This window comes from Streptosporangium sp. NPDC049644 (assembly GCF_040675205.1).
Classification (GTDB): domain Bacteria; phylum Actinomycetota; class Actinomycetes; order Streptosporangiales; family Streptosporangiaceae; genus Streptosporangium; species Streptosporangium fukuiense.
The window spans coordinates 17,617-34,343 of record NZ_JBFAOJ010000020.1; the positions used below are offsets into that span (position 1 = coordinate 17,617).

Sequence of the window (16,727 nt, forward strand, 5' to 3'; positions counted from 1 at the left end):
ACAGAACCAGCTCATGCGTACCACCCGACAGTCCCTCACCGGCGGCCTGCTGCGCCCCTCGACCGAGGTGGCCGAGGCGCTGGAACAGGGCGCCCCGATCGTGGCCCTGGAGTCCACGATCATCTCGCACGGCCTGCCCCAGCCCCGCAACCTCGAGGTCGCGGTGGAGCTGGAGCAGCTCGTCCGCGAGGCCGGGGCGGTGCCGGCGACGATCGCGGTACTGGACGGCGTGGCGCGCATCGGTCTCGACAAGAGCCAGCTGGAGCGCATCGCCGGCGAGCCCGGGCTCCGCAAGCTGGGCTTCCGCGACCTGCCCGCCGCCGCCGCACTCGGGGCGAGCGGTGCGACCACGGTCTCCGCCACCTCGTTCCTGGCCGCCAGGGCGGGCATCCGGATCTTCGCCACCGGCGGTCTCGGCGGGGTGCACCGCGGGTGGACCGACAGTCAGGACGAGTCGGCCGACCTCGACATGCTGAGCCGGACCCGCATCACCGTGGTCTGCGCGGGCGTGAAGTCGATCCTGGACGTCGAAGCCACCCTGCAGCGGCTGGAGACCCGCGGCGTCACGATCTCGGGGTTCCGTACCGACGAGTTCCCCGGCTTCTACCTGCACACCTCGGGCGAGCCGATCGACTGGCGGATCGAGACCCCGGCCGAGGCCGCGGACATCATGCGGGCCCAGGACGCGCTGGGCGGCCCGGAGAGCGCGCTGATCGTCGCCAACCCGGTGCCACTGTCGGAGCAGCTCGACCCCGAACTGCACGACCGGGTGCTCGCCGAGGCTCTCGCGGCGGCCGAGGAACAGAAGGTCACCGGCCAGGCCATCACCCCGTTCCTCCTGGGCTACCTGGTACGCGGCACCGCCGGCGCCTCGCTCGAGGCGAACCTGGCCGCGGTGCGGGGCAACGTCCGCCTCGCCGGGCAGATCGCGGCCTCCTGGAGCCGGGGAAACTGAGGAAACCATGACCGGAACGGGTCTACTGGTCATCGGCGACGTGGTGACCGACGTCGTCGCGCTGCACGGCGGGCCGGCCAGGAGCGCTCTGGCCGTCGGCACGGACACCGCCGCCGACATCGTGCTGCGGCCCGGCGGCTCGGGGGCCAACACGGCCTCCTGGGCCGCCCGGCTGGGCACCGACACCCGCATCCTGACCCGGGTCGGCTTCGACACCGCCGACTGGCACGCCGCCGAACTGCGGCGCTTCGGGGTACGGCCGCACCTGCGGGTCGACCCCGACCGGCCGACGGCCGTGGTGATCGCCATGGTCGACGTGACCGGGGAGCGTTCCATGCTCACCAACCGGGGCGCGGGCGGGCACATCGGCACGGGCGACTGGGACGAGAGCCTGCTGGAGGGGGTGGGCCACCTCCACCTGTCCGGATACACGCTGTTCGCCGAGCCGGGGCTCCAGCTTTCCCGGCTGGCCATGGCCGAGGCGTCCCGGCGCGGCGTCTCGATCAGCGTGGACCCCGCCTCGACCGGATTCCTGCGCTCGTTCGGCGTCGAGCGGTTCATCCAGGAGACCCTGACCGCCCAGCTGATCATCCCCAATCTGGACGAGGCTCTGCTGCTCACCCGCGAGACCTCGGCCGAGGGCGCGGCGGAGACTCTGAGCCTGCGCTACGGCGCGGCGGCGGTGAAACTCGGCTCCCGCGGCGCGCTGATGGCCAGGAACGGAAAGTTGGCCGCCCGGGTTCCCGCACTCACCACCGAGGTGATTGACTCCATTGGGGCGGGGGACGCGTTCGCCGCGGGGTTGCTTACCGCCCTGCTGGGCGGGGCCGACGACGAGGCCGCGCTGGACGCCGGACGCCGTGCCGGAGCGGAGGCCGTGACGGTACTGGGGGGCCGTCCGCGTATCCTTCCGTCGGAGTTGGGTACGAACGAGCTTTACCCTCTTAACACCAATTGATAGCTTGCGGCGTAAGCTGCACCATTAGCCACACGCGTCACTTTGGGGAGGTTGCGGTCCGCCGATGGATGCCGAGTCATCGATCTGCCTGAGTGATCTGGTCCCAGCCCTGCGCTGGAGCCGTCCCCAGCAAGTCGCCGAAGCCCTGGCCGACCCCCGGCTGCCCGCCGGCTGGTGGTCCTCGGTCACCCTGCCCAAGGCTCTCGGTTCCGCCGGGCTCGACTGGGTCTGCGACAGGCTGGCCCGGCTCTCGCTGTCGCGCTGGGACCACCTTCCGCTGAGCGACGTGCTGCCCGCCCTGCACGTGCACACGGTCGACCCCACCCTGCCAGGCTGGCCGGAGCCCGCGCGCCTGGCCATCACCGGGCTGGGCGGCTGGAGCCGCCTGCGCCGCCTGACCGCGGGAGACCTGAGCGGGCCCGCGCTGCCCGCCTCTCCCGAGGTCCTGGTCACCGCCATATTCCGCGAAGTGCTCAGCCGCATCCCGGGGCTCGCCGAGCATGCCGTGCCGGCCGCCCAGGCTCAGCCCCAGGTGCCGGAACAGACCCCCGCACAGATGCCCGCGCAGATGCCCGCGCCATCGATCCCGGTCCAGCCGCCCGCGCCGCAGGAGCAGCACCGGTCGCCGGCCCCGGAGCCGGTCGCCCCCGCCGCCGAACCCCCGGTACGCCTCAGCGACTATCCGCTGGTGCGCCTGGTGGACAACATGTTCCGCGACTGGAGCCCGCTGGAGCGCGCGGTCGCCGTGGAACGGCTCTTCGCGGTCGACCCGATCAGCCTGCGCGCGCTCGCGCACAAGCTGAACGCCGACCGCGACGCGCTCTCCGCGGCCCAGCGCACCGCCGAGGAGCGCATCCTGCTCTGGCTACGCTCCTCGGAGTCCGCACCGCTGACCGGGCACATGTTCGGGCTGACCGAGTGGCTGGGCGCCGCCGCCACCAAGGACCAGCTCATCGGCGCGGACCCCGCGCACCCGATCGAGGTCCCCACCCTCCAGACCCCGCTCTGGCGGGTGCTGGTCACGCTCATGCCCGATCGGCGGCTCCAGGACGACTGGCTCGTCGTGGGCGATCTGGGCGGCCTGCGCGACAGGACCCGCCAGCTCCTGGCGAACAAGCCGATCGACACCGACGCGGTCGCGCTCATGGAGCACCAGCTCGGCATCCGGGCCCACTCGGCCCAGGCCTGGCTGGACGCCCTCGCCGCGAGCGGGCAGGAGACACCTGCCCAGGAGGCCGACGCCGAGGCGACCAGGCAGTTGCCTCGCCGCACTCCGGGGGCCAACGGCCACCACCACCGCGGCGGCCAGCCGATACCCCAGGTGAACACCGGCAGCATCGATCCCCGCGCCGCTCTGGCCACCCTGTCGGCCCTGTCCGGCGGCAACACCCGGCCACACCTGATCACCAGCCAGCGGGCTCCGCTGCACCCGCCCGCCAGCCCGTCGGCCGACCCGAGCCGCTGGCAGCGCATCGAGGTGACCAGCGACCACCTGCGGGGCGGTCCGGTGGCCGTGCCCGAGGGGTACGCCACCCGGCTGGGCATGCGTCCGGGCACGCTGCTCTCGGTCACCGGCCCCGGTGACAACGCGGTGGTCCTGGTCTGGCGGGACCACCCTGTCTTCGACTCCCTGCAGCCCGTCCTGATGCGCCTGAACGCCCGGCCGGGTGACCAGGTCTACGTCACCGTGGACGGCTACCGCCTGGACGCCCAGCTGCCCGCCTGAACCTCCGGCTTCCTCGGGGCGATTTCCGCCCTCGAGAACCGGCCGTCCGCGGTGACCGAAACCGGCATAGGCGGCCCCCATTCCCGGGGGCCGCTCGCCGGTCGCGTCGATTCGGCCGCCGAGCGCCGTCGACGACCTGTAATTTCCACCAAGGATTCCGAAACGTCCCTTTTCTCGGCATGGGAATGACCAACCTTTCCCGGCTGCTCTTTTTCGGCGCTATGCTTTTGGGACTCAAGTGACTTAGCGACACCGCTGGGGCCCGTTTCACCGAAACGGGCTCTCGTTGTTGTTGAATCCTGCGACCTTTCGTAAGGAAACGCCATCTGGTGGGAGTCGGGATAGCTCTATCCTCCGTCGCCTTGTGAAGTGTCCCCAGGGACGCGGACGGGGACGGCGGGCGGCTAAGTCGTGATATGGCCAGGGATTAGAGAGCGACTTCGAACTAGCCGATGAGAAAATTCGCCCGTGTCTGGCTGGGACTGACGTTCTCCACCGTGGGATCACGAGCCGTGAGCGTCGCCTATCCCCTCCTGGCACTGGCCTTGACCGGATCTCCGGTGCAGGCGGGCTGGACCAGCTTCGCCCTGACGTTTCCGGTCCTGATCTTCTACATTCCGGCGGGCGTCCTGGCCGACCGGGTGAACCCGCGCTCGCTCATGCTCCTCACCGAGACCCTGCGGGGGCTGGCCGTCTTCAGCGTGTTCCTCGCCCTCGCCCTCGACTGGCCGTCGCTCCCGCACCTACTGGTGGCGGCCTTCCTGGAGGGCACGCTGTGGGTCGTCTACTCGCTGGCGGAGACGGCCTTGATCTCGTCCCTCGTCCCGAGGGAGCAGGTCTCCGTCGCGATGGCCAGGAGCGAGACGATCTCGCACGTCGCGGTGCTGGCGGGCAGGCCACTGGGCGGGTGGCTTTTCGGGATCATGCAGATGGCGTCCTTCGCGGTGAACTCCGCGCTGTTCTTCCTGGCGCTGCTGTCCCCGCTGAGCGTGACGGGCGGCGGGAGAGGGCGCCGGCCTCGGTCGCACGCGATCCGCGAGATCGCCGGCGGGCTCGTCGACGGGCTCAGAAGCCTGGCGGGGCGGCACCTGCTGCGGGAGATCGCCGACGGCTTCAGCGAACTGGCGAGGCACCCGTTCCTGCGCAAGGCCATGGCCCTGACCATGGTCACCAATCTGATGATCAACGCGCTCATCATGATCTTCATTGCCGGGTCGGCGAACCTGCCCTCCTACGAGGTCGGCCTGGTGCTGGCCGCCGGGGGGATGGGCGGGGTGGCGGGATCGAGCCTGGCTCCCTACCTCAAGCTCAAGCCGAGAAACTCCACGCTCTTCGCCCAGTTGTGGATCTGGGTGCTGGCGCTCCTCATCGCGGCGTACGGTGCCGGGCCGATCTTCTTCGGGCTCGCGATACTGCTGACCGGGTGCACCGGGGCGCTCAGCAACGTGGCCATCAGGACCTTCGAGGTCGACACCGTCGACAAGAGCAGGCTCGGGCGTGTGATGAGCGTGCACCGGCTCGTCACGTACAGCGCCGTGTGCGTCGCGGCCCCCCTCGGCGGGACCCTGGTCGCCGTGGCGGGCGTCCGGATGGCGGCCGTCATCCTGGCCGGCCTGATGTTCTGCGTCGCCCTGGTGGTGACGCTCGCGGCACTGCTGAACCTCTGCGCGCGACTCGGCATCGCCGGGACGGCCAGGGAGGTCCGGGCGACCGGGGCCCACGCGGCCACGCGGGTGCTCACGACCTGGCGACCAACCGAGCCGCTTCGGCCGCGAGATGGGCAGGGAGGGTGGGCGCCCGCGCCGTCCCCGCCCTCCGGGCCAGATCGGCCGCCGCCGAGGCGTCGCCGGCCAGAGCCTCGATCCGGGCGGCATACAGCAGCACCGGACCGTGATCTCCCACCTCGGCCAGCACAGCCCTGATCTCCCGCCTCGCCTCGGGGAGGCGCCCCAGCAAAGCCAGCGCGAGGGCGTGGGCGGCCCGGGTGGAGGGCCACTGCAGCGGCCTGACCCGGTCGAGGTCGCGCAACGCCGCTTCCGCCCGGCCGAGCCCGGCGAGGATCTCGCCCCGTGCCCGCAACGCCTCGGTGAGGTTTCCCTCCCTTCCCAGAACGTCGTTGAGAACGTCACGCGCCGCATCGGGATGGCCGTCGTACCAGAGCGCCCAGGCGAGCTCGGTCTGGATGCTCATGTCGTTGGGGACGCGGCGTATCGCCGAGTACAGCTCCCGCACCGCGACCGAGGGGCGCCCCTGGACCAGCCGCAGCCGGCCGATCCCGGCGAGCAGGCCGCCGACGGCCGACGTCGCCCCCAGCGTCTCGAAGAGGACCGCGGCGGTGCGGTAGTGCGACACGGCCTTCTCGAAGTCCTCCCGCCGATGCGCCACGTTGCCGAGAAAGGACTCGATCTCCGCGCGGATCCTGGTGTTGTCGCCACACCGCTCCAGAGCCTCCTCGGCCTGTTTGGCGGCCAGCGCGAACTCCCCGTCGCGGAACGAGAGCTCGGCGGCCCGCAGGTAGTCGTCGGGAAGGGCCCGGCTCTCGGCCTGCACGACGAGGCGGTCGTTCTGCAGGATCGGCTGGATGAGACGCTCGTGCGACAGCTCGCACCAGCGCGTGCCCGCCTTGATGTCCTCACGCAGGATGTGGCGGTCCACCAGCGCCCTGACCACCGCGTTCGGCATGCCGGCGGTGACGGTCTCCCCCTGGTAGACGACCTCGCGGGTGCCGAGTTCGGTGATGAAGCAGCGGCGCAGCCAGCTCCTGAGCTCGGCGACGTCGTCACCGAAGTGGTCGTGGGCCACCTCGGCGATCATCCGCTCGGAGAAGCCGGTGAGGGAGCGATCGGCGTTGGCGAACCTGCGGACGTGCTCCAAGGAGATGACCCGCACGTCCTCGGGCAGGGAATGCCACATGGCCGAGCACACGACCTGCAACTGGACGGGCTCGACCACCTTGGCGTCGGCGACGACCTCCTCGCCCAGTGCCCTGCCGACCCTGATCATGCGGAGATCGTCGACCAGGCCGCGCGCCGCGCCCGGGGCGAACGAGCGTCCCGTTCCCTCCAGCGGGCCCTCGGTCGCCCGGACCGCGGCGGCCGTGTCAAGGGCGGTCAGCGAGAAGCGGCTCCTGGCCATGCCCGCCAGCTTCGGCTCGTGGGGAAGGATCGCGGCGAGGTAGTCCTCGCGGATCGAGATGAGGAGGCGCAGGTTCGGGTCGTCGTCCAGCGCCTCGACGAGCTGGCCGATGAACCATTCCCGGTACGGCTGGCGGTGGGCGAAGTCCCCGAAGAGCTCCTCGGCCTGGTCGATCGCGGCCAGGGTGAGGACCGGGTCGCCGTAGGGATCCTGGCGCGGCGGGCGCCGGCTGAGGAACTCACGGATCGTCAGCCCCGCCAGCCGGGTGGGCGTCTCGGTGGGAGACCACGACGACAGCAGCGCGAACACGTGCGGGTTGTGCCGGGAGAGCGCGGCCGAGGGGAAGGGCGAGCCGTGCGACACCCTGCCTATCGGCAGTACGTCGGTCCTGCCGATGTCCAGCAGCGGGAGCACGCCCGCCTGGATCAGCGAGGTCTTGCCCACGCCCGACGGCCCGTACAGCACGGTCAGGCGCCCGGCCTGCCACAGGTCGGAGACCTCGTACGCCTCCCTGTCGCGACCGAAGAACTTGGCTCGGTCCTCGCGGCGGAAGGCCCGCAGGCCGACGTACGGCTGGCCGGCCTCGTCCGGCCGGACAAGGTCGGAGGTCACGTCAGAGGTCACGGCACCGGTCCCATCCGCCGGCGCAGCTCACGGCAGAACTCCTCCGCCGTCCCCCAGAAGATGGAGATCCGCCAGTCTTCGTAGTATCTGGCCAGCTGGCGCTGGACTTCCAGCACGTCCGCCTTCGTGCTGGCGAGCGAGGGGGCGAGCTGGACGCTCACGTGCCTGCGGCGGTTGATTCCGGGAACGGCTTTCAACAACCCATGGAAAAGCACGCGAAACGTCCAGTCCTGCAGGCTGTATCCGATGAACAGCAGGGGCCTCCTGGTCAGCGCCGCGAGAATGGAGGTGGGCAGCATCCGCTGGCCGCCCGCGACACCGTCCACCGCGAGGTTGGTGAGAAACTCCAGATAGTCGTCCTCCGCCAGCACTATCGACGCCGGATCCTGCAGGCTGCCGTGCAGGTGGTAGATGAGCGGAGCCTCGGGCCTGGGATTCCAGCCCGCCTCGCTGCTGAACAGATCCTCGGCGTAGGCCAGCCCTTTGTTCCATGGACATACAGCCACATTCGGTCTTTTTCCCACGGCTTCGAGCGAGCGCAGGATGAAGTCGTCGTAGTTCGTCGTCAGATATACCGGAAGCGGGAAACTCGCGAGCAGACCGTGCGGTTCCAGGGGGTCGAGGAAGTCGGGCGCCCCCCCGGCGTCGAGCTCGTCGCAGATCCGTCTCTTCACATATACCGAATCCCCATATCGCATCACCGCGAACTGCGTCACCCGCGGGAGATCATGGTCGTCGTCGAACGGATAGTCCCATCGGCGTGCCATGTCGCGGCTCAGCGCCGTCCCGGTCGGCAGAGTGCCCACGCACGCCCCGGACCCCAGGAACGGCGTGCAGTCCCCGCTGTTCAACTGGTCGAGCAGGCGTTCCCACTCGGCCTCCCCCATGTCATGCACGCAGGGCACCACCTCACGGGCAAGAGGTCCAATCGGATCATGGACTCGATGCCGTACGACTCTATTGGCATGGTCAATCCCTCCGGCGAGGGAAGGCACCTCTTGTCCCGCCGACGTTTGTCCCGACGGCACGCCCGGAGCAGGCGAACGATTCACGATCACCTTTCTGCCGCGACCCGCGCGGAACGGCAGGGTGACCGTTCAGATCGAGCTGGTGAATCCGGCCGTCGGCTCCGCCGTCTCCAGAAACAACGGCTCCAGCGCCCTCCGCAGGGAGTGGTCCTCGATCTCACCGAGCATCTCCAGGGAGAGGCCGCCGAGGTCGACGAAAATGTTTGATCTTGAGCCGTCAGCGCGCATGCGTGCTCCCCTTACATCGCTCCGGATCCGGCCTCGACCACCACCCGGGTTTTGGGACGTCCTAAAAAAATGCGAAACGACGTCCCTTTCGAAAGTCTCCAGGCCGCTTTCTTCTTACTATGCGATTCTGTAATACCCCACTCGCCGAATCAACCTTTAGGATGACCGTACGATCCCTTTGGCTAAAAAACGGAGGCCCGAGGTGGTGGAGCTTTCACACGCGGCGAACACGGTGCCGGAACGGCAGCCCGAGGTCTGGGAGAAGGTGCCGCCCCGCAACAGGAACTTCACCGGGCGAGACGACCTGCTCGTCAGGCTCCGCCAGGGCATCAGCACCGTCACCGCCGTCGTGCCCCAGCCCCAGGCACTGCAGGGGTGGGGCGGTGTCGGCAAGACACACCTGGCCATCGAGTACGCCCACCGCTACCGGTCGCACTACGACCTCGTCTGGTGGATCCCCGCCGACCAGCGCGTGCTGGTGCCGTCCGCGCTGGCCGCGATGGCCCCCCACCTGGGGCTGCCGCCCGCCTCCGCCACCGGTGTCGAGGAGGCCGCCGAGGCCGTGCGCAGGACGCTGCAGAACGGCAACCCCTACCGCCGCTGGCTGCTGATCTTCGACAACGCCGAGGATCCGGGACAGGTCGAGGAGTTCATCCCGCGCGGGCCGGGTCACGTCCTGATCACCTCGCGCAACCCCAAGTGGGAGGACCACTTCGAGACCCTCCAGGTCGACGTCTTCACCCGCGAGGAAAGCGTGGCGTTCCTGAAGAAACGCCTGCGCCGGGAGGTTCCCGACGACGACGCCTCGCGGCTGGCCGAGCAGCTCGGCGACCTCCCGCTGGCTCTGGAGCAGGCCGGCGCGCTGCAGTACGAGACCGGCATGTCCGTCGACGAGTACCTGGAGCAGCTCGGCGAGCAGGCGAGCAGGCTGCTGGGCGTCAACAGGGCACCGGGGTATCCGCTGTCGATGACCGCGGCCTGGAAGGTGTCGGTGTCGCTCCTGCAGGACCGTCTTCCCGAGGCCATCACGCTCCTGCGATGCTGTGCCTTCTTCGGCCCCGAGCCCATTCCGCGCGACGTCTTCCGCAGGGGCAACAAGGCCGTCGTCCCCCGGCTCAGCAAGATCCTTTCTGATCCGATCCTGCTCGCCACGGCGCTGAGCGAGCTGAGACGCTTCGCCCTGGCCAGGATCGAGCCCACCACCCGCACGATCCAGGTTCACCGGCTGATCCAGGCGCTACTCCGTGACGACCTGCCCGAAGAGGATCAGACGGACATCCGGCACGAGGTGCATGTGCTGCTGGCCGGCAGCGCCCCGAACGACCCCGACGAGACCGACAGGTGGCGCAGCTTCGAGGAGCTGGTCGCGCACGTCACCCCCTCCGGTCTGGAGGAGTGCACGGACCCCGCGGCCAGGCAGTTCGCCCTTAACGTGGTCCGCTACCTGTACATGTCGGGCAACTACCAGTCGGCCCACTCCTTCCTCACCAGCTTCATCAGGAGATGGAGCGAGGTCAGCGGGCCCAAACACCTGGACGTGCTCGTCGCGCACCGGCACCTGGGCAATGTCCTGCGGGCGCTCGGCCAGTACGCCGCGGCCTACGAGGTCGACCACCAGACCCTCGACGACATGCGCGCCATCCTCGGCCCCGACCACCGCGAGACGCTCCTGACGACCAACGGGTACGGGGCCTCCCTGCGGGCCCGCGGCGACTTCGCCGCCGCCCGCAAGCTGGACGGCGAGTCCCGGGACGCCCACATCGCCAACCGGGGTCCCAGCGACCCCGCCACGTTGCGCGTGCTCAACAGCCTGGCCCTCGACTACGCGCTGACCAGTGACTACCAGGCGGCACGACGGTTGCACCAGGAGACATACCTGGAGATGAGCGACGCGATGGGGGGCATCGGCAAGAGCACCCTGCTGCTGTCCTGGAACGGCCTGGCCAGGGCGGTACGGCTCTGCGGCGACTACACCGAGGCCTGCGACCTGGGCGAGGAGGCCTACGCCTACGGTGTCCAGGAGCTGACGCTCGACCATCACTTCACCCTGCTGACGGCCAAGGACCTGTCGATCGCAAAGCGCCGGGCCGGAGAGATCTCCGAGGCGCTGGACCTCGCGCGTGACACGCACACCCGGCTCCAGCGGCTCTTCGGAGACGAGCACGCCGACACGATGGCGGCCGCGATCAACCTGTCCAACTCCCTGCGGGTGACCGGCGAGCTTGAGGAGTCGTTCGCGATAGCGAACAGGACGGTCGCGCTGTATCCCCGGGTGTTCGGCGAGGAGCACCCCTACGGCTTCGCCTGCGGCGGCAACCTGGCGATCCTGCACCGCCTGCGAGGCGAGGTCGAGACGGCCCGCCGGCTGAACGAGCAGGCGGTGCGCGGCCTGATCGCCAAGGTCGGCAGGGAGCACCACTATCCGCTGACGTGCGCCATCAGCCTCCAGACGGACCTGGCGATCCTGGGAGAGTTCACCCAGGCGTGCGAGCTCGGCAGGGAGACGCTGAACAGGCTGCAGAAGCTCTTCGGCGAGAACCACTTCCTGAGCCTGGCCTGCGCCGGCAACCTCGTCCTCGATCTGAGAGCCGCCGGCGCGGAGAAGGAGGCCGAGCTGCTGTACCACGACACGATGCGGCACTATGAGCGCCCCCTGGAGGCCGGCCACCCCGACGCCATCCTCGCGAGTGAGGGCCGACGCATCGACTGCGACTTCGACCCCCCGCCGATCTGACCACGCCGAGGTCAGGTGTTGCGCCTCCGCCAGGCGTCGAGGTGCCGCTCCGCCTCGCGGAGGGCCTGTGCCTCCGCGAGGTCGTCCACCGGTTCGGCGGCGCACTCTTCGAGGGTTCTCCTCATGCAGGCCACGAACTCCTCTCCGCGCTCGTTCAGGCTCCCGCTGGCCAGCAGCGTGCCGGTGACCTGGTAGGCGCCCCGCCTCCACCGGGCGAGTTCCACGCGTGCCCGGAACGCCTCGGCGTCCCGCTCGAAGCTGTGCTGCCTCCGCCAGAACTCCGCCACCCCGAGATAGGCGTACGAACCCTGCAGCAGGCCATAGGCGGGGCGCGGGTCGTCCCGCCAGGGCGCGTAGTAGCGTCTGCCGTCGTCCGGCAGGGTCAGCGGGATCACCTCGGTCAGCGCCGTCAGCTTCGCGTGCTGGATCTCGTGCGCGAGCGTGGCGGCGAGCCCCAGGCCGTGCCACGGGTCGGACATCGCGACGGTCCCGAACGCCTCGCGGGTCGAAGCGCTGTTCTGCCCCCTGTCCGGCGCCTTGACGGGGGTGAGCACCGACACCGTGGAGCTCACCTCCTCCGCCACGTGCCGGTGGTGGGCGGTCAGGACGCGCCACGCGTCGTCCAGGTGCGCCCGCCACGCGCGGAGCCGCTCGCGGCCGAGCCGCGGCTCGGTGACCCCTTCCACGGGCCACCGGTACGGGTCGAGGTCGTCGACGACCAGGTCGAACCCCGGGATCACCGACCAGCCGCGCAGCGCCTGCCAGCCGGGCCGGTCGCCCGGGGGGGCGACGCGGACCGTCAGGCCGCCGGCGTCGAGTTCGGCGCCGTCCCCGTCCGGCCGCACCTCGACGTCGACCGTGGCCGGCGCGCCGGCGGGGAGAGTGAGGCGCCCCAGGGACGGCAGCATGATCGTGCTGTCGCGGACGGGCAACCGGACCCGGCACCGGACCCGGGCCCGCACCGCGACCACCACGGCCAGTGCGCCCAGCTGCGCGGGATCGTCGCGGCTGTCATCCCCGCTCCGCAGGGACCGGTAGGTCCGCCACGCCCACGCCCCCACCGCCGGATACCTCAGCAGGCGCTCGACCTCCTCGTCCGCCTGCCCCTCCAGTTCGGCCAGCAGGCCGTAGGCGCGCATCGCCAGGGCGGCGCCGGGATGCCCGGCCGACCGCGCCTCGCCGACGACACCTCGCACCAGCACCCTGTTCCTGGCGCGCTGCGCGGCCCGCAGCTCGGCCACGGCGCCGGCACCGCCCTCACCGGCCGCCAGCGTGAGAAACGTCTTGTCGGACACCTGCTGCGAACCGTGCCTCATCGGCTTCCCTTCAGCCTGGCGACATCCCGCGCGAGCCGGGTGCGGATATGGGTGATCAGCCGGTACAGGTCGGGGCAGTAGACCGAAGGTCCCAGAAAGCCGGCGGCCTCGCTGTATCTGTGCGCGTACAGCCCGCCGCCGCAGACCGAGTGGATGTCACAGGCCAGGCAGACGGGTGCCAGCGCGAGCTCGCCGATCTGCCTGGCCGCCATGGACGGGTGGGTGAGCGCGGCGTCGAACGAGTCGCGGAGCAGGTGCAGGCGGGTCGCGGCCGCCCCGTGGTAGCTGGACTTCAGAATGTCCGACTGCTCGATGCTGCCGTCGGTCTCCACGACGGCCATCCGGGCGGGTGAGAGTCCCACGGTCTCGCTGCGCGAGGCGCCTCCCGTCAGCAGGCGCATGATCTCGCGGAACAGCCGGACCTCCGTCTGGTCGGCGACCGATCCGTACCAGCGGTCGAAGATCGGGATGAGCCAGTCGGCGTACGGCGTCACCCCCGCCTCCGGAACGCGGAAGGGCGGCGGGGTGGACCAGTTGCCGTGCGGGAGCAGGAAGTCGACGGCCGGGGGATCGAACTCCAGAAGCGCCTCGTAGGTCGCCAGCGGATCGTTGCGGACGTCGATGGTGCACAGCAGGCCGCTGAACAGGTGGTGGAAGGGGCCGCCGGTCAGCCTGCGGAGCGAGGCCGCCACCTTCGCGTGACTTCCCCTGCCGTCCGCGTGGCGCCGGTGCCGGTCGTGACCCTCCGCGTAGCCGTCCAGGCTCACCCCGACCCGGATCTCCAGGCTGTCGAAGAGCCGCAGGTAGCTCTCGTCCAGGCGCAGCCCGTTGGTCTGCACGCCGACGTGGACGCGGGTCCCGACGTCGGCGGCGGCCCCCCTGATGGCGCGCACGGCGTAGGAGATGAGATCCGGCCCGGCCAGAAGGGGCTCACCGCCGTGCAGGACGACCTCCACCTCGGCCAGCTCGTGGGTGAACGCGTGCTCGGCTATGCGCTTCGCCGTGCGGTCGACGATCGCCTCCGACATGCGCCTCGGCTGTGCCCTCCAGGACTGGTCCGCCATCTCGTAGACGTAGCAGTGGCGACAGGCGAGGTCGCACCTGCTGTGGATCTTCAAGATGAACTGCCGGAAAGCCGCCGGTCGCCACCCTGATTCCAGCAATCCCCTGACATCGAGCGTCGCCGGGAACACGCTTCTGGGTGACGGGATTATGGGGTCAAGTTTCTCAGGCAAACGCGGCACACCTCTCTTGCGCCATTTCCTATCTGGCATTAGTTTGCCCAAATAGTCAAGTTCCAGGCTTACAAACAGCGGGCTCCGCGACATGGCCGAAGGGTTTCATCCGTCTCTGGAACGGCGGTCGGCCATCATCTATCGTGGAAGCATCTTTCGGGCATCACATAACGTGGTCTCATCAGGGGGCTGATCAGCGGTGCGCGAGTGGCCGTCGACTCTCGACATCGGCAGGCTGACGGCCGACGGCTGGAGACCGACGCCGTTCCGGCAGTTCATCTTGAAGATCCACAGTAGGTGCGATCTCGCCTGCAAATATTGCTATATGTACGAAATGGCCGATTCATCGTGGCTGACACGCCCGAAACAAATGTCACGGGAGATCGTCGCCGCCACCGCCGCGAGAATCGCCGAGCACGCCCACCGGCACGGCCTGCGCGACATCGAGATCATCCTGCACGGGGGCGAGCCACTGCTCGCCGGCCCCGAGGCGATCCGCGAGACCGTCACCCGGATCCGTTCGGCGGCCGCCGGCACCCGGGTCAGGGCCAGCCTGCAGACCAACGGGCTGCGCCTGGACGAGAGCTACCTGCGACTCCTCGACGAACTGGACATCCGGGTCGGGGTCAGCCTCGACGGTGACGAGACGATGCACGACCGCAGCCGCAGGCGCGCAGGCGGCCGCGGCAGCCATGCCGAGGTGTCCCGAGCCCTCCGGCTGCTGGCCTCGCCCACCTTCAGGCATCTCTTCAGCGGCCTGCTGTGCACCGTCGACCTCAGAAACGACCCGATCGGGGTCTACGAGGCGCTCCTCGCCTTCGATCCCCCGGCCGTCGACTTCCTGCTCCCGCACGGCAACTGGTCGGCGCCCCCGGCCGGCCGGCTTCCCCACGAGGAGACGACACCGTACGCGGACTGGCTCATCCCGATCTTCGACCGGTGGTACGGCGCGGCGCGCAGGCCCACCCGGGTCCGGATGTTCGGCGAGATCATCCACGTGCTGCTCGGCGGTTCGTCGTCGAGCGAGCAGATAGGCCTGTCCCCCGCGGGGATGGTGGTGGTGGAGACCGACGGCGGCATCGAGCAGTCGGACGTGCTGAAGTCGGCCTACCAGGGAGCCCCCGAGACCGGGCTGCACGTGACACGTGACTCCTTCGACGACGCCCTGCTCCTTCCCTCGATCGCCGCCCGCCAGATCGGCGAACTGGCCCTGTGTCCCACCTGCCGGGCCTGCCCGGTGTCACGGATCTGCGGAGGGGGGTTGTACGCCCACCGCTACCGCTCCGGCCACGGTTTCGCCAACCCCTCCGTCTACTCCCCCGACCTGCTCCGACTCATCAAGCACGTCAAGAGCACTGTCGAGGCCGATCTGCCGGCTCGATCGAAACGACGGGGAAGGGACACGATGAACCTGCGTGAGCACCGGATCACGGCCGGGGTGTTCTCCAAGCTCGCCGCCGGCGGTGGCGGCGCCGCCGCGGTCGCCAAGCTCTCCGCGGCGCAGCACAGCAAGCACGTGCTTCTCGTACGGGGAGTGCTGGAGGCCGCGCGCGCGAACGGCCACCCGGACGCCGCCGTCACCCGCCGTGCCTACGACCTGCTCGCCACGGTACAGCGCCGTCATCCCGGCGCCGTCGACACCGTTCTGCGCCATCCCTCGGTGGGCGCCTGGGCGCGGCGGACGGTCAGGATGCTCGACGCTCACGCCGAGGACGCGGCACCGGGGCAGCTGGCCGCGCTCGCCGCCGCGGCGGCGATCCGCTCGGGCACGGCCTGCGACATCGACGTGCCCGCGGTGGAGGGGGTCGTCACGCTGCCCTCCCTGGGCCAGGCGATCCTGTCGCCGACCGTCTCGTGGGCCACGGTGGAGTGTGCCGAGGGCGGTGCCGAGGTCACCGCGGACGGGACCATCGTCACCGTCCCGCGCGACCCCGGCCGGGACGCCCCCGGGTGGAAAGGCCTGCGATCGCTCTCCACCGAGGTGGACGGCGTGCCGCTGCACCTGGTCATCGACGACCTCGACCCGTACCGGATGCCGGAGACCACGAACATCGGCGGGCGTCTGACCGAGGCCGAGACCGAGCGCTGGCAGTCGACGCTGGAGGAGGCGTGGCATCTGCTGGTGCGCCACCACCGCGCCGTGGCCGATGAGGTCGTCACGGCCATCACGGTCCTCACCCCGCTGGTCGCCCCGGCCCGGGGCCAGTCGAGCTCGACATCCGGCGAGACCTACGGCTGTGTGGCCCTGTCGACGCCGCCGGACGCCTCCACGTTCGCGGTCACCCTGACCCACGAGACGCAGCACGCGAAGCTCTCGGCCCTGCTCGACCTGATCCCCCTGACCCTTCCCGACGACGGCAGGCGCTACTACGCTCCCTGGCGCGAGGATCCCCGTCCCGTCCCCGGCCTGCTCCAGGGGGCCTACGCCTTCCTGGGCGTGGCCGGCTTCTGGATGCGCCAGCGCCACCTGGAGACCGGGGAGGCGGCCCTGCGCGCGAGTTCGGAGTTCTTCCGCTGGCGCGAGGCGGCTCACCTGGTGACCGGCACCCTGCTCGGCAGCGGGCGGCTGACCCCGGCCGGCGAGAACTTCGCGGCCGGAATGGCCCTGCGCCTGGACCGCTGGGCACAGGAGAGCGTGCCGGCCCGCGCCCGGGCCCTGGGCCGCGCACGCGCCGACGACCACTACGCGCGCTGGCTCGAACGCAACGGTTAGGCCCTGCCCGCCGGATCTTGCCGTGGCGGGTGTCGGCCGGGCGTCCGCGGCGGGCAGGAGATCCAGGCGACAGAG

At 70.2% G+C, this 16,727-nt stretch carries 10 protein-coding genes and 1 pseudogene; 6 read left to right on the top strand and 5 right to left on the bottom strand.

The window, feature by feature from the left end; all coding sequences use genetic code 11:
• Positions 1 to 13 precede the first annotated feature (13 nt).
• The 4 genes from AB0J58_RS14455 (at position 14) to AB0J58_RS14470 (ending at position 5,561) form a co-directional block, all read left to right on the top strand.
• Complete coding sequence (locus tag AB0J58_RS14455; RefSeq protein ID WP_364215001.1) at positions 14 to 955, top strand: pseudouridine-5'-phosphate glycosidase; 942 nt, start codon at positions 14 to 16, stop codon at positions 953 to 955.
• A gap of 7 nt (positions 956 to 962) precedes the next feature.
• Positions 963 to 1,913: a sugar kinase gene (locus AB0J58_RS14460; protein ID WP_364215004.1), complete on the top strand. Its 951-nt coding sequence runs from the start codon at positions 963 to 965 to the stop codon at positions 1,911 to 1,913.
• A gap of 64 nt (positions 1,914 to 1,977) precedes the next feature.
• Positions 1,978 to 3,639, top strand: a complete 1,662-nt coding sequence (locus tag AB0J58_RS14465) for a hypothetical protein (RefSeq protein WP_364215007.1) — start codon at positions 1,978 to 1,980, stop codon at positions 3,637 to 3,639.
• A gap of 452 nt (positions 3,640 to 4,091) precedes the next feature.
• The gene (locus tag AB0J58_RS14470) at positions 4,092 to 5,561 is read left to right on the top strand and encodes an MFS transporter (protein WP_364215010.1); all 1,470 of its coding nucleotides are present in this window, start codon (positions 4,092 to 4,094) and stop codon (positions 5,559 to 5,561) included.
• A gap of 103 nt (positions 5,562 to 5,664) precedes the next feature.
• On the opposite strand, the pseudogene AB0J58_RS14475 reads toward AB0J58_RS14470, so the two are convergent.
• The 3 genes and pseudogenes from AB0J58_RS14475 to AB0J58_RS14485 all read right to left on the bottom strand — a co-directional run.
• Positions 5,665 to 7,398 (bottom strand): annotated as a pseudogene (locus AB0J58_RS14475) (hypothetical protein); the annotation flags it as partial.
• Positions 7,395 to 8,285 (bottom strand): SIR2 family protein, encoded by an 891-nt coding sequence (locus AB0J58_RS14480; protein WP_245651495.1) that lies wholly within the window; start codon positions 8,283 to 8,285, stop codon positions 7,395 to 7,397. The pseudogene AB0J58_RS14475 and the gene AB0J58_RS14480, both read right to left, overlap by 4 nt.
• 210 nt (positions 8,286 to 8,495) lie before the next feature.
• A complete protein-coding gene (locus AB0J58_RS14485; RefSeq protein ID WP_364215013.1) occupies positions 8,496 to 8,654 on the bottom strand; it encodes a hypothetical protein in 159 nt (52 codons plus the stop codon).
• Positions 8,655 to 8,856: 202 nt separating this feature from the next.
• On the opposite strand from AB0J58_RS14485, the gene fxsT reads away from it, so the two are divergent.
• On the top strand, positions 8,857 to 11,388 hold the full coding sequence (fxsT, locus tag AB0J58_RS14490; RefSeq protein ID WP_364215016.1) for an FxSxx-COOH system tetratricopeptide repeat protein: 2,532 nt from the start codon (positions 8,857 to 8,859) through the stop codon (positions 11,386 to 11,388).
• Between the two features lie 11 nt (positions 11,389 to 11,399).
• Here the strand turns inward: fxsT and AB0J58_RS14495 are convergent, their stop codons facing one another.
• Positions 11,400 to 12,704, bottom strand: a complete 1,305-nt coding sequence (locus AB0J58_RS14495; RefSeq protein ID WP_364215019.1) for an HEXXH motif domain-containing protein — start codon at positions 12,702 to 12,704, stop codon at positions 11,400 to 11,402.
• Entirely contained in the window at positions 12,701 to 13,948 is a 1,248-nt protein-coding gene (locus AB0J58_RS14500; protein WP_343977565.1) for an FxsB family cyclophane-forming radical SAM/SPASM peptide maturase, read from the bottom strand. The genes AB0J58_RS14495 and AB0J58_RS14500 overlap by 4 nt, the downstream gene beginning before the upstream one ends.
• Before the next feature lie 190 nt (positions 13,949 to 14,138).
• On the opposite strand from AB0J58_RS14500, the gene AB0J58_RS14505 reads away from it, so the two are divergent.
• Positions 14,139 to 16,652 (top strand): FxsB family cyclophane-forming radical SAM/SPASM peptide maturase, encoded by a 2,514-nt coding sequence (locus AB0J58_RS14505; protein ID WP_364215022.1) that lies wholly within the window; start codon positions 14,139 to 14,141, stop codon positions 16,650 to 16,652.
• Positions 16,653 to 16,727 lie beyond the last annotated feature (75 nt).